Origin of the sequence: Nocardiopsis sp. CA-288880, assembly GCF_050955985.1 — a bacterium.
Lineage (GTDB): Bacteria > Actinomycetota > Actinomycetes > Streptosporangiales > Streptosporangiaceae > Nocardiopsis > Nocardiopsis tropica.
On record NZ_CP192105.1, the window covers coordinates 3,531,453 to 3,551,048 of the forward strand.

Annotated in this window: 22 protein-coding genes; 13 read left to right on the forward strand and 9 right to left on the reverse strand. The window is 73.7% G+C overall.

What is annotated here, in order from left to right:
* Positions 1 to 147 precede the first annotated feature (147 nt).
* The 3 genes from ACQPYD_RS15170 (at position 148) to ACQPYD_RS15180 (ending at position 2,563) form a co-directional block, all read left to right on the forward strand.
* Positions 148 to 879 carry a (2Fe-2S)-binding protein gene (locus tag ACQPYD_RS15170; protein WP_433701623.1) on the forward strand — a complete coding sequence of 244 codons (732 nt, stop codon included), beginning with the start codon at positions 148 to 150 and terminating at the stop codon, positions 877 to 879.
* Between the two features lie 87 nt (positions 880 to 966).
* Complete coding sequence (locus tag ACQPYD_RS15175; RefSeq protein ID WP_433701624.1) at positions 967 to 1,722, forward strand: SAM-dependent methyltransferase; 756 nt, start codon at positions 967 to 969, stop codon at positions 1,720 to 1,722.
* Positions 1,723 to 2,257: 535 nt separating this feature from the next.
* Complete coding sequence (locus ACQPYD_RS15180; RefSeq protein WP_344175723.1) at positions 2,258 to 2,563, forward strand: hypothetical protein; 306 nt, start codon at positions 2,258 to 2,260, stop codon at positions 2,561 to 2,563.
* Positions 2,564 to 2,874: 311 nt separating this feature from the next.
* Here the strand turns inward: ACQPYD_RS15180 and ACQPYD_RS15185 are convergent, their stop codons facing one another.
* A complete protein-coding gene (locus ACQPYD_RS15185) occupies positions 2,875 to 3,357 on the reverse strand; it encodes a VOC family protein (protein WP_330159020.1) in 483 nt (160 codons plus the stop codon).
* A 199-nt stretch (positions 3,358 to 3,556) separates the two neighbouring features.
* On the opposite strand from ACQPYD_RS15185, the gene ACQPYD_RS15190 reads away from it, so the two are divergent.
* The 3 genes from ACQPYD_RS15190 to ACQPYD_RS15200 all read left to right on the forward strand — a co-directional run bounded on the left by ACQPYD_RS15190 (position 3,557) and on the right by ACQPYD_RS15200 (position 5,275).
* Positions 3,557 to 3,997 carry a helix-turn-helix domain-containing protein gene (locus ACQPYD_RS15190; protein ID WP_433701625.1) on the forward strand — a complete coding sequence of 147 codons (441 nt, stop codon included), beginning with the start codon at positions 3,557 to 3,559 and terminating at the stop codon, positions 3,995 to 3,997.
* On the forward strand, positions 3,994 to 4,416 hold the full coding sequence (locus tag ACQPYD_RS15195; RefSeq protein ID WP_433701626.1) for a DUF4180 domain-containing protein: 423 nt from the start codon (positions 3,994 to 3,996) through the stop codon (positions 4,414 to 4,416). Before ACQPYD_RS15190 ends, ACQPYD_RS15195 begins: the two co-directional genes overlap by 4 nt.
* Before the next feature lie 61 nt (positions 4,417 to 4,477).
* The gene (locus ACQPYD_RS15200) at positions 4,478 to 5,275 is read left to right on the forward strand and encodes a methyltransferase domain-containing protein (protein WP_433701627.1); all 798 of its coding nucleotides are present in this window, start codon (positions 4,478 to 4,480) and stop codon (positions 5,273 to 5,275) included.
* 220 nt (positions 5,276 to 5,495) lie between these two features.
* Here ACQPYD_RS15200 and ACQPYD_RS15205 read toward each other — a convergent pair whose 3' ends face one another.
* Together ACQPYD_RS15205 and ACQPYD_RS15210 are read right to left on the reverse strand one after the other, a co-directional pair.
* Entirely contained in the window at positions 5,496 to 6,749 is a 1,254-nt protein-coding gene (locus ACQPYD_RS15205; protein ID WP_433701628.1) for a 2,4-dienoyl-CoA reductase, read from the reverse strand.
* A 229-nt stretch (positions 6,750 to 6,978) separates the two neighbouring features.
* Positions 6,979 to 7,371 (reverse strand): MarR family winged helix-turn-helix transcriptional regulator, encoded by a 393-nt coding sequence (locus ACQPYD_RS15210; protein WP_433701629.1) that lies wholly within the window; start codon positions 7,369 to 7,371, stop codon positions 6,979 to 6,981.
* Positions 7,372 to 7,796: 425 nt separating this feature from the next.
* On the opposite strand from ACQPYD_RS15210, the gene ACQPYD_RS15215 reads away from it, so the two are divergent.
* Positions 7,797 to 9,272, forward strand: a complete 1,476-nt coding sequence (locus tag ACQPYD_RS15215) for an MFS transporter (RefSeq protein WP_433701631.1) — start codon at positions 7,797 to 7,799, stop codon at positions 9,270 to 9,272.
* Between the two features lie 132 nt (positions 9,273 to 9,404).
* On the opposite strand, the gene ACQPYD_RS15220 is transcribed toward ACQPYD_RS15215, so the two are convergent.
* On the reverse strand, positions 9,405 to 9,899 hold the full coding sequence (locus tag ACQPYD_RS15220; protein ID WP_433701632.1) for a macro domain-containing protein: 495 nt from the start codon (positions 9,897 to 9,899) through the stop codon (positions 9,405 to 9,407).
* A gap of 197 nt (positions 9,900 to 10,096) precedes the next feature.
* Between ACQPYD_RS15220 and ACQPYD_RS15225 the strand changes: the two genes are divergently transcribed.
* Complete coding sequence (locus ACQPYD_RS15225) at positions 10,097 to 10,504, forward strand: MarR family winged helix-turn-helix transcriptional regulator (RefSeq protein WP_433701633.1); 408 nt, start codon at positions 10,097 to 10,099, stop codon at positions 10,502 to 10,504.
* An 18-nt stretch (positions 10,505 to 10,522) separates the two neighbouring features.
* On the opposite strand, the gene ACQPYD_RS15230 is transcribed toward ACQPYD_RS15225, so the two are convergent.
* A complete protein-coding gene (locus ACQPYD_RS15230; RefSeq protein WP_433701634.1) occupies positions 10,523 to 11,095 on the reverse strand; it encodes a GNAT family N-acetyltransferase in 573 nt (190 codons plus the stop codon).
* Positions 11,096 to 11,206: 111 nt separating this feature from the next.
* Complete coding sequence (locus tag ACQPYD_RS15235; RefSeq protein ID WP_433701635.1) at positions 11,207 to 11,836, reverse strand: TetR/AcrR family transcriptional regulator; 630 nt, start codon at positions 11,834 to 11,836, stop codon at positions 11,207 to 11,209.
* Positions 11,837 to 11,907: 71 nt separating this feature from the next.
* Between ACQPYD_RS15235 and ACQPYD_RS15240 the strand changes: the two genes are divergently transcribed.
* The gene (locus ACQPYD_RS15240; protein WP_433701636.1) at positions 11,908 to 12,618 is read left to right on the forward strand and encodes a GAP family protein; all 711 of its coding nucleotides are present in this window, start codon (positions 11,908 to 11,910) and stop codon (positions 12,616 to 12,618) included.
* A 107-nt stretch (positions 12,619 to 12,725) separates the two neighbouring features.
* A complete protein-coding gene (locus tag ACQPYD_RS15245; protein ID WP_433701637.1) occupies positions 12,726 to 13,463 on the forward strand; it encodes a sensor domain-containing protein in 738 nt (245 codons plus the stop codon).
* A gap of 29 nt (positions 13,464 to 13,492) precedes the next feature.
* On the opposite strand, the gene ACQPYD_RS15250 is transcribed toward ACQPYD_RS15245, so the two are convergent.
* A complete protein-coding gene (locus tag ACQPYD_RS15250; protein WP_433702065.1) occupies positions 13,493 to 14,356 on the reverse strand; it encodes a LysR family transcriptional regulator in 864 nt (287 codons plus the stop codon).
* Positions 14,357 to 14,389: 33 nt separating this feature from the next.
* On the opposite strand from ACQPYD_RS15250, the gene ACQPYD_RS15255 reads away from it, so the two are divergent.
* Together ACQPYD_RS15255 and ACQPYD_RS15260 are read left to right on the forward strand one after the other, a co-directional pair.
* Positions 14,390 to 15,358, forward strand: a complete 969-nt coding sequence (locus ACQPYD_RS15255) for an EamA family transporter (protein WP_433701638.1) — start codon at positions 14,390 to 14,392, stop codon at positions 15,356 to 15,358.
* Positions 15,359 to 15,472: 114 nt separating this feature from the next.
* Positions 15,473 to 17,374, forward strand: a complete 1,902-nt coding sequence (locus ACQPYD_RS15260) for an ABC transporter ATP-binding protein (protein ID WP_433701639.1) — start codon at positions 15,473 to 15,475, stop codon at positions 17,372 to 17,374.
* 53 nt (positions 17,375 to 17,427) lie between these two features.
* Here the strand turns inward: ACQPYD_RS15260 and ACQPYD_RS15265 are convergent, their stop codons facing one another.
* Positions 17,428 to 18,318, reverse strand: a complete 891-nt coding sequence (locus ACQPYD_RS15265; RefSeq protein ID WP_433701640.1) for an NAD(P)-dependent oxidoreductase — start codon at positions 18,316 to 18,318, stop codon at positions 17,428 to 17,430.
* Positions 18,319 to 18,487: 169 nt separating this feature from the next.
* Here ACQPYD_RS15265 and ACQPYD_RS15270 point away from each other — a divergent pair, with 169 nt between their 5' ends.
* Complete coding sequence (locus ACQPYD_RS15270) at positions 18,488 to 18,823, forward strand: winged helix-turn-helix transcriptional regulator (protein WP_433701641.1); 336 nt, start codon at positions 18,488 to 18,490, stop codon at positions 18,821 to 18,823.
* Between the two features lie 214 nt (positions 18,824 to 19,037).
* Here ACQPYD_RS15270 and ACQPYD_RS15275 read toward each other — a convergent pair whose 3' ends face one another.
* A complete protein-coding gene (locus ACQPYD_RS15275; RefSeq protein WP_433702066.1) occupies positions 19,038 to 19,580 on the reverse strand; it encodes a sugar O-acetyltransferase in 543 nt (180 codons plus the stop codon).
* Between the last annotated feature and the right edge of the window lie 16 nt (positions 19,581 to 19,596).

The window sequence follows — 19,596 nt, forward strand, 5'->3', positions numbered from 1 at the left end:
CAGGCCCCTCCCGCCGCCCCGTCCGCCGCCACGACTGCTCCGACCGGTCACGCCACCAATCTAGGGAACCGCGGTACGGCGGCACGAGGCCGTCAGCACGTGGAGCACGGGTGGTGCTGGCACTACCCACCGGAAAGAGGGGTGCGCATGGGAGGCGTCCGCGTCCCGGTAGGGCCGGTCCTGGAGGACGTCGGCCGGATCAACGCGCTGTTCGCGCTGGAGGGGGAGCCCCCGGGGCCCGGCTGGGTCTCCCCGGAAGGGGTCGGACGGCAGGTCCTCGCGGCCGAGGTGGCGCGGGTGCGCGCACGGTTGGGCGCACCGGCCGGGCGCACCGGCGGGGAGGTGGAGTGGAGGGTGGCGGCGTCGCTCTTCCAGCAGGGGCTGGCCACACGGGTCCTCTCCCCGGTACTGGCGGCGGCCCTGTGTCACGGTGTGCTGCTGGACGCGGCGCGGTTCCGGTGGGATCCGCGCAGGGAGGGGCCCCTGGTGCTGCGCACCTCCCAGGAGACGGCCGAAACGGTGGTCGGCGGTCCCGGGCGGACCGCCGACCGGATCGAGGCGGCGGTGCTCCTCGGCGTGCTGGAGGGGGTCGCCCGGAGCCTGTCCGGAACGGGCCGTGTGGCCCCGGGGCTGCTGCGGGGCAACACGGCCTCGGCCCTGGCGGGAGCCGCCCGCTCGCTGGGCGCGGCCCGGCCAGAGCGGCGCGCGGAGGCCGAGGCCCTGGTCGGCGACCTTCTGGGGCGGACGGCACTGAAGGGCGCCGGCGGGTACGCGGGGACGGAGGCCGGCGGTGCGGGGGCGTTCCGGCGCACGACGTGCTGCCTGTACTACCGGCTGCCCGGCGGGGGCTACTGCGGGGACTGCGCGCTGCGGCCCTGACGTGCGCGGGCCCGCAGGAGGTGCACGGGCGGCCGTGGGCGCCGAAAATCCCTGGACCCGGTCGGCCCCCTGCGTCATCCTGATCTGATGGCCACTCCCGAGGTACCTCCCCTGTACCGCGACACCGACTTCAACGGCCCGCTCTCCGACGCGCACGCGGCGCGGCTGATCCGGACGCTCGGGCCCCTGGAGGGGCGCCGGATCGTCGACGTCGGCTGCGGCTGGGCCGAGTTCCTCCTGCGCACCCTGGAGTCCGAGCCGACCGCGACCGGCTTCGGCATCGACCGGAACGGGGACCACGTCCGGCACGGCCGTGAGCTCGCCGCGGCCCGGGGGCTGGACGACCGCGTCGAACTGGTGGTCGGCGACGTGGGGGAATGGGCGGGGACCGAGGCGGACGTCGTGGTCAACAACGGGGCGTCCCACGTGTGGGGCGGTGATCCGGTGACGCACACCGGCAACGCCCTGGCGGCGGCGAGCGACCTGCTCGCTCCCGGTGGACGGCTCCTGTTCGGCGAGGGCTTCTGGCTGCGCGAGCCCACCCCGGAGGAACTGGGCGTCATGCAGGACATCCCGCTCGCCCAGTACGGATCGGTGCCCGACCTGGTCGACCGCGCCCTCTCCCACGGGTTCCGGCTCCGGGCGCTGTCCCAGGCGTCCCTGGAGGAATGGGACGACTTCGAGTCCCGGCACGCCCAGGGGTGGGAGGACTGGCTGCTGGAGAACCCGGACTCCCCCGACGCCGAGGAGGTCCGCGCCCGGGCCGACCGGCACCGCGAGTTCCGGATCCGCGGCACCCGCGAGACGATCGGCTTCGTCTACCTGACCCTCATCCGGGTGTAGGGGGCGTCCGCCCCGCTCCCTGGCTGTTCCCGAGGCCCGCTCGTGTTCGTCTCCCCGCGGCCGCGCGCACCGGCCTTCCGCGGCCGGTCAGCCGCCGTGTGAGGGCTTCTCCCGCCCGGGCGGCACCCGGGACGCCGCCGTCCTCCCGGTCCGGCGCCTCGAAGAACCCCGCCGTCCACCTCACGGTCCCCGCGACCCCCCGGCCTCCGGGGAGTCGCGGGGACCGCCGGAACCCACGCGACCGCCCCGCGGCGCCGGGCGGGGCCGTTTCCGTGACCGGGGCGGAACCGCGCGACATCCGCCCCGTCCAGGGGCGGTGATGGCGGGGCCGAAGTGCGATACTGGGGGAGAAGGACCCCGAGCACACCACCACGCGGCCGCCCCTTGCCGGGGCCCGCGGGCGGAACCATCGAACCCGGAGCATCCCACGCAGCGAGCAACCGCACCAGCCCACCGGTCCACCGGTGACGGCGAGCCCTTTCGAGGCAGTCCGCGGCCACATCATCGAACCCGCTCTCACACCACTGGAGAATTCATGAACCCCGCGCTCCTCAAGCTCCTGAACTCGGCCGACGCCACCGGCAGGGTCATCACCGGAGAACACCTCTGGCAGACCTGGACCGTCGCCGAGCAGCGCCAGTGGGTGACCCCGGACAGCCCCGAGGGCCGGTTCGTGACGGCCGAGGGGATGAACGCCCGGCGCTTCGCGACCGGCGAGGGCGAGGCCGACCACGCCCGGCGCGCGGTCTACACCCACGCGGCGGACCCCGAGGACCTGGCCCAGCTGCTGGCGGTGCTGGGGCTGGACCACGACTCCGAGGACGGAGCGCTCCACCGCTGACCCGTTCCCACCGACCGGGACCGCACGTCCGGGGCGTCCTCCCTGACCGGGAGGGCGCCCCTGTGCGGACACCGATCAGGGACTCCGGCCCGGGGCGGGCCGTGGCCGCCCTTCCCACGGCTCCCCCGGGCCGGCCCCCTACCGGGGGACGGTCGAGGCCCTGCGTTCCGGGCGGTCGGGCCAGGTTCCCCGCCGCTTCCGACACGGAGCCGGCAGGGGCGGCCGGTGAGCTCCCGGCCGCGCCGGCCGCACAGCCGGGGCCGGCTCACGCGATCCGGCGTCGGGGGGCGTAGGACCGTCCAGCCGGCCGTTCAGGCCCGGTCCATGGCCCGGCGGACCTCGGGCAGGTCGATACGGGTCATCGAGAGCATCGACCGCATGGCGCGCTCGGCGCGTGCCGGGTCGGGGTCGTCGAGGAGGTCGTCCAGCTCGGCCGGGAAGACCTGCCACGAGAACCCGAACCTGTCCTTGAGCCATCCGCACTGGCTCTCCTGGCCGCCCTCGCCGAGCGCGGCCCAGAAGTGGTCGGACTCCTCCTGGCTGTCGCAGATCACCTGGAGCGAGACGGCCTCGGAGAACGTGAACTCGGGGCCGCCGTTGAGGGCGGTGATCTGCTGGCCGTCGATCTCGAAGTCCACGGTGAGCACCATGTCCGCGGGGCGGGGTCCCCCGGGGCCGAAGCGGCGGACCCTGAGGATGCGGGAGTTCTCGAACAGTCCGACGTAGAAGTTCGCGGCCTCCTCCGCGCGGGTGTCGAACCACAGGCAGGGCGTGATCTTGTTCAGCGTGCTCATCGGTCGTCCTCTCGACGGGGGCGCGGTTCCCGCGTCCTTCCTACACGTACCGACCGGGCCGGACGGCGCGACTCATCGGGCGGGCGCGGTTTTTCTCTTCCCCCATCCAGGAAGTCCCATATAGCCCTAAACTCCTCTTTCGTAAGGTAATGTCAGGGATGTATAGAGAAGTTTCAAGCGCCCCGATGGGGAGAGTGCGTTGGATCAGCAGTACTACTCGGTGGACCAGGTGGCCGAGCTCCTGGACCTGCACGTCAAGACGGTGCGGGCCTACATCCGCGACGGGCGGCTCAGGGCGACCCGGATCGGCAAGCAGTACCGGGTCAGGCGCCAGGACCTGGAGGAGTTCACCGGCGGCCCGCTCCCCCAGCCGGAGGCGCCCGCCGCAGGCGGCGGGCGCACCGCGGAGGCCTCCACGGTCGTGCGGGTGGACGGGATCGGCCCCGACGACGCCTCGCGTCTGACCACCCTGGTCACGTCCTCCCTCTTCGGGGCGCCGGGCGGCGCGGCGAAGGTCCATGTCCAGACCGTCCACGACAGGGAGCGCGCGAGTCTGAAGGTCGTCGTCCTGGGCGACCTCTCCGCGACCGCGGCGGTCCTGGAGCTGATCGACGTCATGGTGAACGAGGAAAGAGGGTGAGCGGTCCGATGGCCGATGTCCTGCGGGAACTGGGTGGCGTCCGGGTCATGGTGTGCGCGGCCGACGGCCCGCCCCTGCGCGGTGAGACCGAGGCGATCGACCTCATCGGCGAGGCCTCCTACGGGGGCGCCTCGTGGGTGGTCCTGCCGGTCGAACGGATCGACGGGGACTTCTTCTCGCTGCGCACCGGCATGGCGGGAGCCGTGACGCAGAAGTTCGTCACCTACGGGATGGGGCTGGCCGTCGTGGGGGACGTCTCCGCGCACGTGGCGGCGAGCACCGCTCTGCGGGACCTGGTCAGGGAGGCCAACCGCGGCCGCGGCCTGTGGTTCGTCCCCGACATGGACGCGCTCCGGGAGCGCTTGGCCTCGACCAATGTCCGATCCGTATCACATGGTGAGAAACTCATCTCAGAATAAGAGAAGTCGGATGTAGGGTCGGACGCGTCGACAGTTCCGCGACCCGGTGAGAGGGCGATCCATGACGCGTTACACCCACGGCCACCACCCGGCCGTCACCGACTCCTACCGCCGGCGCGACGCGGAGAACTCCGCCGCCTACGTCCTCGACCGGCTGGTCCCGGGCCGCTCCCTGCTGGACGTGGGCTGCGGCCCGGGCAGCATCACCGTCGACCTCGCCCGGCGGGTCGCCCCGGGGCCGGTCACCGCGGTGGACTCCTCCCCCGAGGCGGTCGACCTCGCCCGCGCGACCGCGGCCGCGGCGGGGGCCGGGAACATCGGGTTCCGGGTCGCGGACGTGCACCGCCTGGACCTGCCCGACGACTCCTTCGACGTCGTCCACGCCCACCAGGTCCTCCAGCACGTGGCCGACCCGGTCCGGGCGCTGGCCGAGATGCGCCGGGTGGCCCGTCCCGGCGGGACCGTCGCCGCCCGCGACGCCGACTACTCCGCCATGTACTGGTATCCGCGCCTGCCCGAGCTGGACTCCTGGATGGACCTCTACCAGCGGGTCGCCCGCGGGAACGGCGGCGAGCCCGACGCGGGCCGCAGGATGGCGGCCTGGGCCCGCGAGGCCGGGTTCACCGACGTCGCCTACGCGGCCGAGGTGTGGACCTACTCCGACCCCGACAGCCGCGCCTGGTGGGGCGGCATGTGGGCCCGGCGCATCCTGGAGTCCGACCTGGGGCGGCAGGCCGTCGCCGAGGGCGACGCCACCCGGGAGGAGCTGGAGCGCATCTCGCGCGGGTGGACGGCCTGGAGCCGGGATCCCGACGGGGTGTTCGTGGTCCCGCACGGCGCGATCCTGTGCCGTGCCTGACCGCGCCGCCCCGCGGTTCCCGGACCGGCCGGGGCGGGGAGGAGAACCCGGCCGGTCCCTCCCGACCGGTCCCCGGGAAGCCCCTCATGCGCTCCGGCCACCCGTCCGCGCGCACCTGCTTCGCCCGGAACGGACTCCGGCCCGGCCCGCCGGTTCCCGGCTCGGAACCCGTCCCGTCCTCTTCCTCCGGTACCGCGGGAGCGCCTCGTCGGCCGGAGCGTCAGATCGCCCCGTCCTGCTCCTTCCGGTAGTGCCGGAGCTGCCGGCCCCGGCGGATCTGGTCGGCGAGGAGAGCCGCGCCGGCCGGCATCCGGGGGCGGCGCCGGTGACAGGCGCCGGTGTGGAGGCGGTCCGTGACGGCGGCCTGCACGGCGGCGGCGCGGAGGGCCTTCGAGCGGATCCACGTCGTGGGCGGGGCGACGGGGGCATCGTGTCCGTCGAGCCACTGCCGTATCGCGCGGGGATTCTGCGCGTAGGCGGTGCCGACCCCGGCGAGCGCGAAACCCCGCCGTAGGACGTTCTCCGCCACGTGGCCGCGGCGAATGCCGCCGGTGAGCATGAGCGGGGTGGCGGTCCGTCCGACGAGGCAGGCGGCGAGGTCGAGGAAGTAGGACTCGCGGGCGAGGGTGCGGTTGTCGGCGGGATGCCCCGCTGTGGCGAGCGACTCGATGCTGCCTCCCGAGAGTTCGACGAGGTCGACGGCGGGAGACAGCCAGTCGATGACCTCAGCGGCGTCGTCGATGTCGAAGCCGCCGCGCTGGAAGTCGGCGGAGTTGAGTTTCACCGCGACGGGGAACGAGTCCGGCACGCTGTCGCGCACCGCGTCCACGACGCGGAGAAGCAGTCGGGCCCGTTGCCGCAGAGCCCCGCCCCATTCGTCGGTACGGTTGTTGACGAGTGGGGAGAGGAACTGCGACAGCAGGTATCCGTGGGCGGCATGGATCTCCACACCCGAGAATCCCGACTCCCGGGCGAGGCGGGCCGAGGCGGCGAACTGGCCGATCGTGCGTGTGATGTCCGACGCGGTCATCTCCACCGGGGGCGCGAAGAGTCCGGACAATCCGCCGGCCTGGACGGGAACCGGGGAGGGCGCGTAGGCGATGGAGCCGGTGTCGCGTCGCACGACCCGCCCGGGATGGTTCAACTGCATGAACACCGGGAGCGTGCCCGCGGCAGCCGACCAGCGGCGGAACGCGTCGAGGTCGCTGGCCTCGTCGAGGACGACGTCGCCCGGTTGGGCGACGGCCCGGCGCTCGACCATGACGTGGCCGGTGACGAGCAGCCCGGCACCACCGTCGGCGAGTCGCCGGTAGAGGGTGACGAGGCGGTGATCGGGCTGCCGTCGCGGCCCGGCGAGCTGTTCCTCCATCGCGGCCTTGACGACGCGGTTGCGCAGGACCAGGCCGCTGCGCAGGCGGAGCGGTGTGTCCAGGATGTGCCGGGGCTGCGCTCTGCCGTCTCGGGGCTGGTTCATGTCAGGTTCTGTCCTGTTCCGTTTCTCGGAGGCGTCTCGGTCGCGGGCTCGATGCGGCCGCGGTCCGGCTGGTTCCGCCCGGGTGCGGCAGGGCCCGCGGCGGGGGAGAACATGACGGACACGCCTCGGGGCCGCCGGATCAGGCCGGCGAGCGTCCTAGCCCCGTCCGGCGCCCCGTCGGCCGCGCTCCGCACCCGCCACGGGACGGGTGTGCGGCGCCCGGGCGCGCTCACCGCGTGACCTGCCCGAGGACCCGCAGCAGTGTGGCGCAGTCCTGCGGCGCCACGTCCGCGAACACCTCGTCCTGCTGACGGGCCACCACCTCGAACCCCGCCGCGTGCGCGGCCGCACCCGCCGGAGTCAGGGAGAGCAGGACACCGCGCCGGTCCGCCGGGTCCGTCTCGCGCGTGAGGTACCCCTCCTGAAGCATCCGATCCGCCAGCACGCTCGCGTTCGACTTCGAGCACCCCAGCGCCTCGGCCAGTTCCTTCAGGCCCACCGGCTTCGTACTGCCCGCGAGCCGGTGCAGCAGCGCCAACCGCGCCAACGACAACGTCACCGAGGACAGCGCCTCATTCACCCGGGACTCCAGTGCACGCGCCGCGGCGATCACCGCGAGCATCGGGCTCTCCGCGACGGTCTCACTCGACCACTGATTAGTTCGCCCATGAACGTTCATATGCGAACTATACAACCGGCCCAGATCCGGCCGGAGCGGGCGGGGCCACCGGGCGCGCACGCGGCTCGCGCCCGCCCGCGGGCGCGGTCAACCGCCCGTCGCCCCTTCCCGACCGACCCGGTTCGCTCCCCTCCCGGGGCGGGCGGGCGGGAAAACCGGGTGCGCCGGGCGGCACGGGCCCCTAGGATGCCGTCCATGATGGCAGTCGCAGTCACGGAGTAGGCGGGCGTCCGCGCCCGCTGAGCGCCGCGCCGTGTCCTGGGAGGACCGGCGGGGCCCGTTCGGCGTGCCGCGCGGGCGGAACGGTTGTTCTCTCTTCCCGTTCCCGGCCCGCTTTCAGGCGGGCCCGACCCGATCGGCCATCACACATGACCTCGTTCCGAACTCCTGGCGCGCGCTCCGGCCGCCAGGAGCGCTTCACCCGTACCCGCCGCTGGTGGGCCCTGGCTGCGGTCTCGATGCTGCAGTTCCTCATCGCCGTGGACGTCACGGTCGTCAACATCGCCCTGCCCTCCATCGGGGCGGACCTCGGCGCCGGACCCCAGGGCCTGACCTGGGTCGTCGCCGGGTACACGCTCGTCGGCGGCGGCCTGCTGCTCCTCGGCGGGAGGATCTGCGACCTGCTCGGCCGACGCCGCATGCTGCTGCTGGGCGCAGCCCTGTTCGGCGCGGCCTCGCTCGTGGCCGGTGCGGCCCCCGACCTGCCGTGGCTCCTGGCCGCGCGCTTCGGACAGGGGGCCGGCGAGGCCCTGGCCTCCCCGGCGGCGATGTCGCTCATCGCCATGCTGTTCCCCGCTCCCCGGGAGCGCGCCAAGGCGCTCGGCGTCTGGGGAGCGATCTCCAGTTCCGGTCTGGTCGGCGGGGTGCTGCTGTCCGGAGTGATCACCGAACTGCTCGACTGGCGGTGGATCTTCCTCGTCAACCTCCCCGTGGTGGCGGTGGTCCTGGTCGCCGTCCCGCTCCTGGTCGCTCCCGACGGCGCCCGCCGTGCGGCGGGCGGGTCAGGGGACACGGCGCCCGCCGAGGCGTCCGCACCCGTGCGGCGCCGCCCCGACATCACGGGCGCGGTGCTGCTGACCGCCGGCCCCCTCGCCTTGGTCTACGGGGTGCTGCGGGCGGCGGAAGCCCCCTGGAGCGACCCGCAGGTGTTCGGCCCGCTCGCCGCGGGGGTCGCGGCGCTGGGGCTGTTCGTCCTGGTCGAGGCGCGGTCGGCCAACCCGCTGGTGCCGCTGTCGTTCTTCGCGAACAGGACCAGGACGGTGGCCAACGCGGCGACGGTCCTGCTCAGCGCGGCGCTGTCGACCTCGTTCCTCCTGGTGACGCTCTACCTCCAGCAGGTGCTGGGGATGGGCCCGCTCCAGGCGGGGCTGGCGTACGTGCCGTTCTGCGCGGCGATCCTGGCCTCGGCGACCGTGGTCGGCCGCGTCATCGGCGCGCTCGGTCTCTCCGGGGCGGCGATCGCGGGCCTGCTGGCGGCCGCCGCCGGAACCGCCTGGCTGTCGAGGCTGCCGGTCGACGGTGACCTGTGGACCGACGCCATGCCCGGCATGGTCCTGGTCGGCGTCGGCATGGGCGTCGGCCTGATCGCCCTGCAGAACGCGGCCCTGCACGGGGTGACCGAGGACGACGCGGGGGTCGCCTCGGGCGTCCAGCGCTCGGTGGACCAGCTCGGCGGCGCCACCGGCATGGCCGTCCTCGTCGGCGCGGCGGTCGCCGCGGGCGCGTCCGGCGACACCGACGCGGCCGTCGAGGGGTACAGGACCGCCTTCACCTGGGCGACCGCGGGCGTCCTCGTCGCCACCGCGGGCGTCGCCCTGTTCGCCCGCAGGGCCGGCCGCGCCTGACGGGCGGCAGCGCGCTCCCGGGTCCGCGGCACGCGTGCCGCGGACCCGGGGGCGGCGGCCTCCGGAGGGACGATCGCGTCGTCCCCGCCACCGCCGCTGCCCCGGGGCTTTCTGCAGCCCCACGCGCAGGGCTCAGTCGAAGTCGTAGACGGTGACCCCGATCCCCCGGTCGAGGAGTTCGCTCTCGACCAGGGGCTGGACGCGTGACCACTTCCCGCCGGCGAGCCCGCAGCCGATGCGGGGCATGTGCACGGTCGCACGGAGGTCGAGGGCGTGCACGGCGAGTGCGCGCAGGCACGCGGCGACCGCGTCGTAGCGGATGGGCGGCCCGCCGCTGCCCCGCCTCGTGCCGTGCTGGGCCACCATGTTGGCCACCCAGGTCTCGGGCCCGACCGCGGTCAGGCGTACGGCGCCCAGGGCGAAGTCGTTGCGGGCACGTTCGCGGTGCCAGGCGCGATAGTCGCGTTCGGGTCCGGGCCACCGCCGGGAGAGGGCGAGTACGAACCCCTTGCCCCAGCCGCCCCGGTCGTTGCACACGTGGGCGATGATCTTGGGCCCCGCGGCCCGGGGACTCGTGGCGTCGCCGCGGACGATTCGCAGCCCGGGCGGGGTTGTCTCGGTGGGCATGGCCGAACGCTAGCGGCCGGTGGTGACAAGGCGTCCCTGGACAGCGGGCCGCCGGGGCCTTCCTCCGCCCCGGCCACGGGGAGCCTGTCGGCGCGACACCGCCGCGAGCCCCTGACAAGCCGCGGTCGGGCGGCATATCGTCGACCTGCCGCGCACGCGCGGCAGTGTACGCATGTACGCAGCTCGCTGGAGGAAGCATGTCCGACCTGCCCATCGGCTACTGGCTCAAGCACCTGGACCGGCTCATCGAGAACGACTTCGACCGGGTCCTCGCCTCGGAGTCGCTGGGACGCCGCCACTGGCAGGTGCTCAACTCCCTGCACACCGAGCCCGGCACGACCGCCGACCTCGACCGCAGACTGGCCCCCTTCCTGGAGGAGGACGAGTCCACGGTCGCCCCCGCCGTCGACCGGCTGCGCGAACTGGGGTGGGTCGAGGGCCTGGCCGCCCTCGCGCTCACGCCCCGGGGCGAGGCCGAGCACGACAAGCTCCTCTCCCGGGTCAAGGAGGCCAGGGCACGGCTCACGCAGGGGATCGGCGACGAGGAGTACCGCGTGGCCGTCGACGTCCTGGAGCGGATGTCGGCCAACCTCGAACAGGACTGAGGGGCCGGACGCCCCGGCTCACGGGGCGGGCAGCTCCCGGGTGAGCTCGACGAAAGCCAGGTCGGCGCGCCTGGGGAGGCCGAAGGTCTCGTCCCCGTAGGGGAAGGGCTCGGTCTTGCCGGTACCGGTGTAGCCGCGCCGCTCGTACCACGCGATCAGCTCGGGGCGCTGCTTGAGGACCTTCATCCGCATCAGGCGGCAACCCCACTCCGTGACGGCGGTGCGCTCGGCCTCGGCCAGCACCTGCCGTCCCAGCCCGCCGCCCTGGATGGCGGGCCGGACGGAGAACATCCCGAAGTAGGCGCCGTTGACGCCCCGCTGGAGTTCGCAGCAGGCCACGAGGAGGCCGTCGGCCTCGGCGACGAGGACGATCGTGTTGGTGCGCCCCAGCAGCTCGGCCATGCCCTCGTCGTCCACGCGCTGGCCGTCGAGCAGGTGGGCCTCCGTGGTCCAGCCCCCCGCGGAGGGGTCGCCCCGGTAACAGGCGTTGACCAGTTCGACGAGGGCCGGGACGTCCGCGGGGCCGGCGTGCCGGTAGGTCGGACTGAGCGGCCCGCCGGCTGCCGTCTCGCTGGTCTGGCTGGTGGTCACGCGCGTCTCCCCCGTCGCTTACGGTCACTGGCACCACCCAGTATCGACTACCGCGAAGTCGGGCAAATACGGACCCCCAGCGCGAAAACCGGCACCTCGCGCACCCCCAGGTCAGGGGTCCGCCCGGTGCCGCCACGCCTCCCCGGTCCGCACCAGGAAGCTCCGCAGGCGACGCCGGGCGTCGTCCGCGTCGAGCATCCCCGGGGTGACCATCAGTTCGAGGGAGAGCCCGTCCACCTGGGTGTGGAGGTAGCCGGCCCACTCCTCCACCCAGGGGTCGGCATGGGGCCGGAAGGGGTCCCCCACCGGGGCTCCGACGAGCGAGGCGACCAGCTGCCTGTAGAGCCTGCGCTGGAGGTTCCAGCGCTGGGCCCGGTCCTTGTCGTACTCGCCGAGGATCCCGGCGGACTCCCAGGCCCGGTACTCGGCCCGGCGCGTCTCGTCCAGGGGCAGGAGCTGTTCGGCGTACTCGGCCACGCGGTCGGTCAGCGGCATGTCGGCGGGCTGCCGCTCGGACAGGCCCCTGATCCGCTCCGTGGCGCGGTCCTCGGACAGGTTCATGGCGAAGACCAGGAGTTCCTCGCGCGTCTGGAAGTAGTGGCGCAGCGCTCCCGGGGACCAGCCCGCCTCGGCCGCCACGGAGCGGATGGACACGGCGGCGGGGCCGGACGCGGCGATGACCCGCCACAGGGCCTCGGCCAGTTCCCGGCGGCGCTGTTCGTGATCGACGATCTTTGGCACGCCACCTTTCTAACACATCTGTGTTATTTTATTTCACACAGACGTGCGATAAAAACCGCGAGGAGACCTCCATGCCCCCCTGGGAAGTACTGCTGCCCGTCGCCGGACTGGCCCTGCTGGACACGCTCAGCCCGGCCACCCTCGGCATCTCCCTGTACCTGCTGCTGAGCGGCGCGCGCTCGGTGGCCCGCCCCCTGTTCACCTTCCTGGGCACCGTCGCCCTCTTCTACTTCGTGCTCGGCTGCGCGCTCGTGCTCGGCCTCGGCGTCCTGCTGGAGGCCCTCGGCGGTCTGGCCGACAGCGCCCCCGTCGGCTGGGCGATGGCCGTCCTGGGCGGCGGCCTGCTGGTCTACAGCTTCCTCATGCCGACCAAGCCCCGCGAACAGCGCAGACCCGCCTCCTTCCGCACGGTCTCGATGGTCGGCCTGGGCCTGGCCACCGGCCTGCTGGAGGGCGGCACGGCCTTCCCCTACTTCGGCGCGATCGGCATCATGACCGCCGCCGACCTCCCCGCCGCGACCTGGGTCCCCCTGCTCGCCGCCTACAACGCGGTGATGGTGCTCCCCCCGGTCCTGCTCTACCTGGGCCACCGTGCCCTGGGCGAGCGGCTGCGCCCCCGGCTGGAGCGCTGGCGCGCCAGGGTCGAGTCCGGCTCCCGGGAGGCGATGGGGTGGATCATCGGCCTGGTCGGCTTCCTCCTCCTGATCAACGGCCTCGCCCAGACAGGGGTCGTCGCGGCCCTGGAGGGGGTCGGGGTCATCGCCTTCCTCAACGGCCTGTGAGCCGGGAAGGCGTGTCCCGGCGCCAACGCGCGGTGGAGTCCGCACCACCACCGATGCGCATGCGTGCGACCCTGACGGACGACCCGTCCGGGCGTAGTTTCGGTGCCATGAACAGGCCCAAGTCCGTCTTCGCCCAGGTCGTCGCCGACTCCCGCTACAACCTGTGGGGGTTCCCCCTCGCCCTCGTCTCCTTCGTGCTCGTCGTGGTCGGCCTGGCCGCGGGAGCGGGCACCGCCGTGGTCGGGGCCGGGCTCTTCCTGGCCGCGGGCACCCTGCACGCCGCCCGGGGGCTCGCCCACGTCGAGCGGATCCGACTCGCCGACCTCCACGGCCGACCGGTGGTGCGCCGCCCCTACCGCTCCCCCGTTTCCGGAGCGGGCCCCCTGCGCCGGGCTCTCGGCGCCCTCGCCTGCAGGCAGAGCTGGCTGGACGCGCTGCACGCCGCCGTGGGACTGCCGGTCGCGGTGGTCGGCTTCTGCGTCACCGTCACCTGGTGGGCCGGGGCCGCGGCCGGCCTGCTCCACCCCCTGTGGGGATGGTCCCTGTACACCGTCCCCGGCTACACCGACCTGGGGACCTACGTCGCCCCGGACAACCCGGTCGCGGCCACCACGGTGATCCACATGGCCGCCGGGGCGCTGTTCGCGCTGAGCCTGCCGATGGTCGTGCGCGGCTGCGCCCACGCCCGGTCCACGGTGGGCCGCGCCCTGCTGCTGGCCCCCGAGGACGCGGGGGTGCGGGTGTACACCGCCCACCCCGGCGGCGTCCCGGGCGAGGGCGCCCGCCGGCACGTCCCGCCGCACGCCGCCCCGCCCGCCGGGCAGCGCGTCCCCTCGGGCGTCTGACCCCGGCGGATCCCCGCTGGCCGGGGGCCTCACCGCCCCCGGTACAGCTCCGTCAGCAGGGCGACGGCCGCGTGGGTGGCCGGATGGGGGTCGTGCCGCCGCCACACCACGCGGACCGGGATCGCGGACGCGTCGCGCACCGGACGGTAGACGATCCCGGGGCGCCGGTGCTGGGCCACCGTGCCCTCCGGGGTGATGCCGACGCTGCGCCCGGTGGCGATCTCGGCGAACCAGTCCTCGATGTCGTTGACGTGCTCCATCACCGGCCTGGTCTCCTCGGGCCACAGGTCGGCGGTGGTGGTCCCGGTGCGCCGGTCGAAGATCAGGTGCCGTCCGGCGATCTCGGACAGCCGCAGCGACCGCCGACGGGCCCAGGGGTCGTCGGCGGCCATCGCGCAGTACCGGCGCTCCCTGCCCACGACGGCGCTCTCGAACCTGCGCCCGTCGAAGGCCGCCCGCACGACCGAGAGGTCGCACAGGCCCTCGGCCAGGCCCCCGGTGGGCGAGTTGGTGCGGACCAGGTGCAGTTCGGTGCCGGGGTACAGGTCGGCCCAGCGCCGTTGGAACTCCCCGGTGTGGCGCCCCACCGCCGACCACGCGTGCCCCAGGCGCAGCCGCGTGTGCCCGTCGACGGCCTCGCGTACGAGGTTGTCCACCTCGGCCAGCACGACCCTGGCCCTGGCCAGGACCTGGACCCCCGCCGTGGTCGGGGTGACGTTGCGGCTGGTGCGGTGCAGCAGCCGCACCCCCAGCGCACTCTCCAGGGCTCCGAGGTTGCGGGAGACCGCGGCCTGCGAGACGCCCAGGTCGAGGGCGGCGTCGGTGAAGCTCCCGGTGTCGATGATCGCGACCAGGCAGCGCAGGTGCCGCAGCTCCAGATCGTTCGGGCGCATATCCATGCGCACAGCGTATAGACGGTCGCCTACATGCATTTTGCGTATGCGGCCGTGAGCAGCATGCTCGCCCCCATGGAGACACCGGTGAACACGCCGGGGGCGGGAACCGCCCCCGCCTCCCCCTCGGCCGGCCCGGACGGGCGGACGCGGTTGGCGGGGACGGCCGTGATGCTCGGCGGCGGCCTGTCCAACCAGTTCGGCGCGTCCCTGGGCGCCCTGGCCTTCCCGGTGATCGGTCCGGTCGGGGTGGTGGCCGTGCGGCAATGGGTCGCCGGCGCGGTCCTGCTGGCGGTCGGCCGGCCCCGCCTGCGCGCGTTCACGTGGTCCCAGTGGTGGCCGGTGCTGTCCATGGCCCTGGTGTTCGGGACCATGAACCTCACCCTGTACTCGGCCGTCGACAGGATCGGGCTGGGGCTCGCGGTGACCCTGGAGTTCCTCGGCCCTCTGGCCGTGGCCCTGGCCGCCTCGCGCCGGTGGGTGGACCTGGTGTGCGCGCTGGCAGCGGGGGGAGCGGTCGCCGTGCTGATGCGCCCCCAGGCCAGCACCGACCACGCGGGCATCGCGCTGGCCCTGGCGGCCGCCGCCTGCTGGGCCGCCTACATCCTGCTCAACCGGACCGTGGGGCGGCGGGTGCCGGGCATCGGGGGCTCGGCCGCCGCGGCCGGGGTCTCCGCGCTGGTCTTCGCGCCCGTCGGCGCGCTGGTGCTCATCGCCCACCCGCCGACCCCCGCCGCCCTGGCGTGCGCGGCGGCGGCGGGCGTGCTGTCCTCGACCGTGCCGTTCCTGGGCGACCTGTTCGCCCTGAGGCGGGTTCCCGCCCGCCACTTCGGCCTGTTCATGAGCGTGCACCCGGTGATGGCGGCCCTCGTGGGGCTGGCGGTGCTGGGGCAGGCGCTGGAGTGGGTCGACTGGGCGGCCGTGGCGGCCATCGTGGCGGCGAACGCCGTCAGCGCCCTGGCAGCGGGCCGCGCGGGGCGGACACGCACCGCCGAGAGGTGACGCACTGCCGAGGGCGGCGCGCCGCCGGGCGCGGACCGCCCTCCGACTTGACCAGAACATTAGTTGAGGTTCTACGGTTCTTGCCAACAGCCCCAACACACCCGGTGGTCGAACATGAGCATGGAAATGGCCGCGTGGAACTCCGTCTACCACGCGATGCACGCGAAGGAGGACCAGCGCCCCTTCTCCCTGCCGGTCCTGCGCCGGATCTTCTCCTTCGCCCGCCCCCACTCCCGCCACCTCTCCTGGTTCCTCCTCCTGAGCGTGGCCACCGCGGCCCTGGCCGTGGCCTCCCCCCTCCTCGCCGGACGGGTCGTCAACGCGATCGTCGACGGCGGCGCACTGCGCCCCGTGCTCGTCCTGGCCGGGCTCATCGCCGCCGTCGCCGTCACCGAGGCGGTCCTGGGGCTGGTCGTACGACAGCTGTCGGCCCGGGTCGGCGAGGGGCTCATCCTCGACCTGCGCACCACCGTCTACGACCACGTCCAGCGCATGCCGGTCGCCTTCTTCACGCGCACACGCACAGGGGCCCTGGTCAGCCGCCTCAACAACGACGTCATCGGGGCCCAGCGCGCGTTCAGCGACGTGCTCTCCGGGGTGGTGAGCAACCTGGTCACCCTGGTCCTCGCCCTGGCCGTGATGCTCACCCTGTCCTGGCAGATCACCCTGCTCTCGCTCCTGCTGCTGCCGGTGTTCGTCGTGCCGGCCCGCCGCATGGGCGCCCGCCTGGCGCGGATCGAGCGCGAGCGCGCCGTCCACAACGCGGCGATGGGCACCCAGATGACCGAGCGGTTCTCCGCTCCGGGAGCCACCCTCATCAAGCTCTTCGGCCGCCCGGACGAGGAGTCGGCCGAGTTCGCCCGCAGGGCGAGCCGGGTGCGCGACATCGGCGTGCGCACCGCGATGGTCCAAGAGGTCTTCTTCACCGCCCTCACCCTGGTGTCCGCGCTCGCCCTGGCGCTGGTCTACGGCCTCGGCGGCTTCTACGCCCTGCGCGGCCAGCTCGACGCGGGCACCGTCGTGTCCATGGGCATGCTGCTCACCCGCCTCTACGCGCCGCTCACCTCCCTCGCCGGCGCCCGGGTGGAGGTCATGAGCGCCCTGGTCAGCTTCAGCCGGGTCTTCGAGATCCTCGACCTGAAACCGATCGTGGACGAGAAGCCCGGCGCCCGGACCGTCTCCGACGGAGCGGTGTCACTGGAGTTCGACGACGTCACCTTCGCCTACCCCAGCGCCGACAAGGTGTCCCTGGCCTCCCTGGAGGAGGTCGCCGCCCTCGACGTCCAGGACAACGGGGACGTCCTGCACGGGGTGTCCTTCCGCGTCGAACCCGGGCAGATGGTCGCCCTGGTCGGCTCCTCCGGCGCGGGCAAGTCCACCATCGCCCAGCTCGTCCCCCGCCTGTACGACGTGGACTCCGGCGCCGTGCGCCTGGGCGGAACGGACGTGCGCGACCTGACCTTCGACTCCATCCGCGCCACCCTGGGGATGGTCACCCAGGACGGGCACCTCTTCCACGAGTCCATCCGCTCCAACCTGGCCCTGGCCTCCCCCGGGGCCACCGACGAGCAGTTGTGGGACGCGCTGCGCCGGGCCAGGCTGGACGCCCTCGTGGCCGCACTGCCCGACGGGCTGGACACCGTCGTGGGCGAGCGCGGCTACCGGTTCTCCGGCGGCGAGCGCCAGCGCCTGACCATCGCGCGCCTGCTGCTGGCCGGGCCCGAGGTGGTCATCCTGGACGAGGCGACCTCCGCTCTGGACTCCACCTCCGAGGCCGCGGTCCAGGCGGCCCTCACCGAGGCGCTGAGGGGGCGGACGGCCCTGGTCATCGCCCACCGGCTCTCCACGGTCCGGGCGGCCGACGCCATCCTCGTCGTCGAGGAGGGGCGGATCGCCGAGCGCGGCACCCACGCCGAGCTGCTGGCACGGGACGGCCGCTACGCGGAGCTGTACCGCACCCAGTTCGCCGCCGAAGACCCCGGGACGACCGCCGCCGCTCCCGTCGCGGCCGGATAGCTGCCCCGCGGACCCCGTCCCCCGGTGGCGCCACACCGGGGGACGGACCCTTTTCACGCCGCGGGCGCGGGCTTCCTGAGCAGTTCGTACAGGGCCGCGACGCTCTGGTCGCGGAGGCCCTCCGCGACGGCCCGCTCCAGGAGGCCGTTCATGGGCTCGCGCCAGGCGATGTCCACCGGACCGTCGGCCGCGATCTCCCGGTCGTGGGCGATCCCCTCGTGGAAGGTGCCCACGGTGGAGAGGGGGTCGGTGTAGTCGCCGCGATCGATCTCGTCCGCGAGGCGCGGCAGGACGGAGGCGATCATCTCCAGCCACTTGACGGAGTAGCGCACCATCGAGCCCGCGTCGAGGCCGCGCTCCCTCAGGAGCGCCGCGCCCTCGAAGAAGCCGAGGAGGGCCGGGAGGAGGGGCACGCCGACGGCCGTCTCGTACAGCGCCGCGAGGTCGGGGGCGTCGCCCAGGTGGACGGTGTCCCCGCCCAGCGCCCGCAGGGTCGCCTCGTGCTCGTCGAACACGGCGCGGTCGCCGCCGTAGTAGAGGAGGGTGTCCGGGAGTCCCACCGCGGGGGGCACGTTCTTGACCGCCCCGTCCAGGAAGCGGGCCCCGTGTCCGGACGCCCACGACTGCATCCCCCGGGCTCCCGCGGGGGTCCCCGAGTTGAGCGTGACCAGGGTGCGCCCCCGCAGTTCGGAGGCGGCGGGAGCCAGTGCCTGGAGCGTGGCGTCGTAGCTGCTCAGACATGCGACGACCAGGGGGCTCGCCCTCACCGCCTCCGTGACCGTCCTCCCGGGCGAGGCGCCCAGGTCGACGAGCGGTGCGACCTTGTCGGCGCTCCTGTTCCACACGGTCGTCGGGTGTCCGGCGGCGATGAACGCCTCCGCCAGAGCAGCCCCCATCAGGCCCAGTCCGACGACCGTCACCGCCGTGCGGTTCTCCTGCGTCATCGCTCTTCTCCCCGGTTCGTCTCGGTGTCTCGTACGGAGGGCCCCGCGGTTCCGGTCGAGGCCCGTTCCCATCCTTGGAGCGCACGCACTTTCGTACAAGTACCGATATTTTTGACGGGTACTGACCTTTTCGTCGGGTACTGACCTCCGGGTCGGTGGGGAGCGGAGCATGCCGAATCGGATCTACACCTGCGGGATCGACGCCGCCGTCGACGTCATGGGCGGCAAGTGGAAGGGGCTGATCCTGTGGTGGCTCCAGGAGGGGCCGCTGCGCTTCGGGGAGCTCAGGCGCTCGGTGGAGGGCATCAGCGAGCGGGTGCTGATCGTCCAGCTGCGGGAGCTGGAGGGGCACGGCCTGGTCCACCGGGAGGTCCACCACCAGGTCCCGCCCAAGGTGGAGTACTCCCTGACCGACTTCGGCCGCACGCTGCTGCCCTCGCTGAACGCCCTGGGCGCGTGGGGCGAGGCCAACATGGAGCGCCTCCAGGACCGGGCCCGGGGGTAGGAGCGGCCCGTCGCAGGGGCCGGCCCCGGTCGACGGCGCATCGGACCGGCGCGAGGCGCCCGGCGGGTGTGGGGGGGCGGCCTCGGCGTGGGCGGTGCGGGGTGTCGAGGGCCTTCCGGTCCGGCGGTGGACGTCGCGGTCCACACCGTCACCGGAGGCCCTCTTCGCCCGTGCCGGGCGGGGCGGGTGTCACCGACCTCCGTGGTCGGTACGCCTAGGAGGCGCCGATCTCGCGGACGACGCGGGCCGGGTTGCCGACCGCCACCACGTTCGGGGGCAGGTCCTTGACGACCACGGAGCCCGCGCCCACCACGGTGTTCTCACCGATCGTCACGCCGGGGCAGACGATGACCCCTCCGCCCAGCCACACGTTGTCGCCGATGGTGATCGGCTCGCCCGCCTCCCACTTGGCGCGCCGCAGTTCGGGGTCGACCGGGTGGGTGGGGGTGAGCAGCTGGACGTTCGGGCCGATCTGCACGTCCGCCCCGATCCGGATCGGGGCCACGTCCAGCATGACCGCGCCGCAGTTGACGAACGTGCGGGGACCGACGGTGATCCGGTAGCCGTAGTCGACCCGCAGCGGGGGCCGGATCACGCTGTCCTCCCCCAGCTCGCCCACCAGTTCGGCCAGCGCCGCGCGCCGCGCCTCCAGGTCGTCGATCGTCGACGAGTTGAACGCCTCCGTCCGCTTCTCGGCGAGGAAGAGGTCGGCCTGCAGCTCGGGATCGTCGGCGAGGTAGAGCTCACCGGCGAGCATGCGGTCCTTCTGAGTG

Coding starts and splice junctions, on each gene's coding strand:
- ACQPYD_RS15255 (WP_433701638.1), top strand. CDS start 14,390: ATGCATTTTGCGTATGCGGCCGTGAGCAGCATGCTCGCCCCCATGGAG.
- ACQPYD_RS15205 (WP_433701628.1), bottom strand. CDS start 6,749: ATGAACCAGCCCCGAGACGGCAGAGCGCAGCCCCGGCACATCCTGGAC.
- ACQPYD_RS15245 (WP_433701637.1), top strand. CDS start 12,726: ATGAACAGGCCCAAGTCCGTCTTCGCCCAGGTCGTCGCCGACTCCCGC.
- ACQPYD_RS15250 (WP_433702065.1), bottom strand. CDS start 14,356: ATGCGCCCGAACGATCTGGAGCTGCGGCACCTGCGCTGCCTGGTCGCG.
- ACQPYD_RS15225 (WP_433701633.1), top strand. CDS start 10,097: ATGTCCGACCTGCCCATCGGCTACTGGCTCAAGCACCTGGACCGGCTC.
- ACQPYD_RS15220 (WP_433701632.1), bottom strand. CDS start 9,899: ATGCCCACCGAGACAACCCCGCCCGGGCTGCGAATCGTCCGCGGCGAC.
- ACQPYD_RS15240 (WP_433701636.1), top strand. CDS start 11,908: ATGCCCCCCTGGGAAGTACTGCTGCCCGTCGCCGGACTGGCCCTGCTG.
- ACQPYD_RS15200 (WP_433701627.1), top strand. CDS start 4,478: ATGACGCGTTACACCCACGGCCACCACCCGGCCGTCACCGACTCCTAC.
- ACQPYD_RS15260 (WP_433701639.1), top strand. CDS start 15,473: ATGAGCATGGAAATGGCCGCGTGGAACTCCGTCTACCACGCGATGCAC.
- ACQPYD_RS15275 (WP_433702066.1), bottom strand. CDS start 19,580: ATGCTCGCCGGTGAGCTCTACCTCGCCGACGATCCCGAGCTGCAGGCC.
- ACQPYD_RS15170 (WP_433701623.1), top strand. CDS start 148: ATGGGAGGCGTCCGCGTCCCGGTAGGGCCGGTCCTGGAGGACGTCGGC.
- ACQPYD_RS15215 (WP_433701631.1), top strand. CDS start 7,797: ATGACCTCGTTCCGAACTCCTGGCGCGCGCTCCGGCCGCCAGGAGCGC.
- ACQPYD_RS15180 (WP_344175723.1), top strand. CDS start 2,258: ATGAACCCCGCGCTCCTCAAGCTCCTGAACTCGGCCGACGCCACCGGC.
- ACQPYD_RS15185 (WP_330159020.1), bottom strand. CDS start 3,357: ATGAGCACGCTGAACAAGATCACGCCCTGCCTGTGGTTCGACACCCGC.
- ACQPYD_RS15270 (WP_433701641.1), top strand. CDS start 18,488: ATGCCGAATCGGATCTACACCTGCGGGATCGACGCCGCCGTCGACGTC.
- ACQPYD_RS15210 (WP_433701629.1), bottom strand. CDS start 7,371: ATGCTCGCGGTGATCGCCGCGGCGCGTGCACTGGAGTCCCGGGTGAAT.
- ACQPYD_RS15265 (WP_433701640.1), bottom strand. CDS start 18,318: ATGACGCAGGAGAACCGCACGGCGGTGACGGTCGTCGGACTGGGCCTG.
- ACQPYD_RS15175 (WP_433701624.1), top strand. CDS start 967: ATGGCCACTCCCGAGGTACCTCCCCTGTACCGCGACACCGACTTCAAC.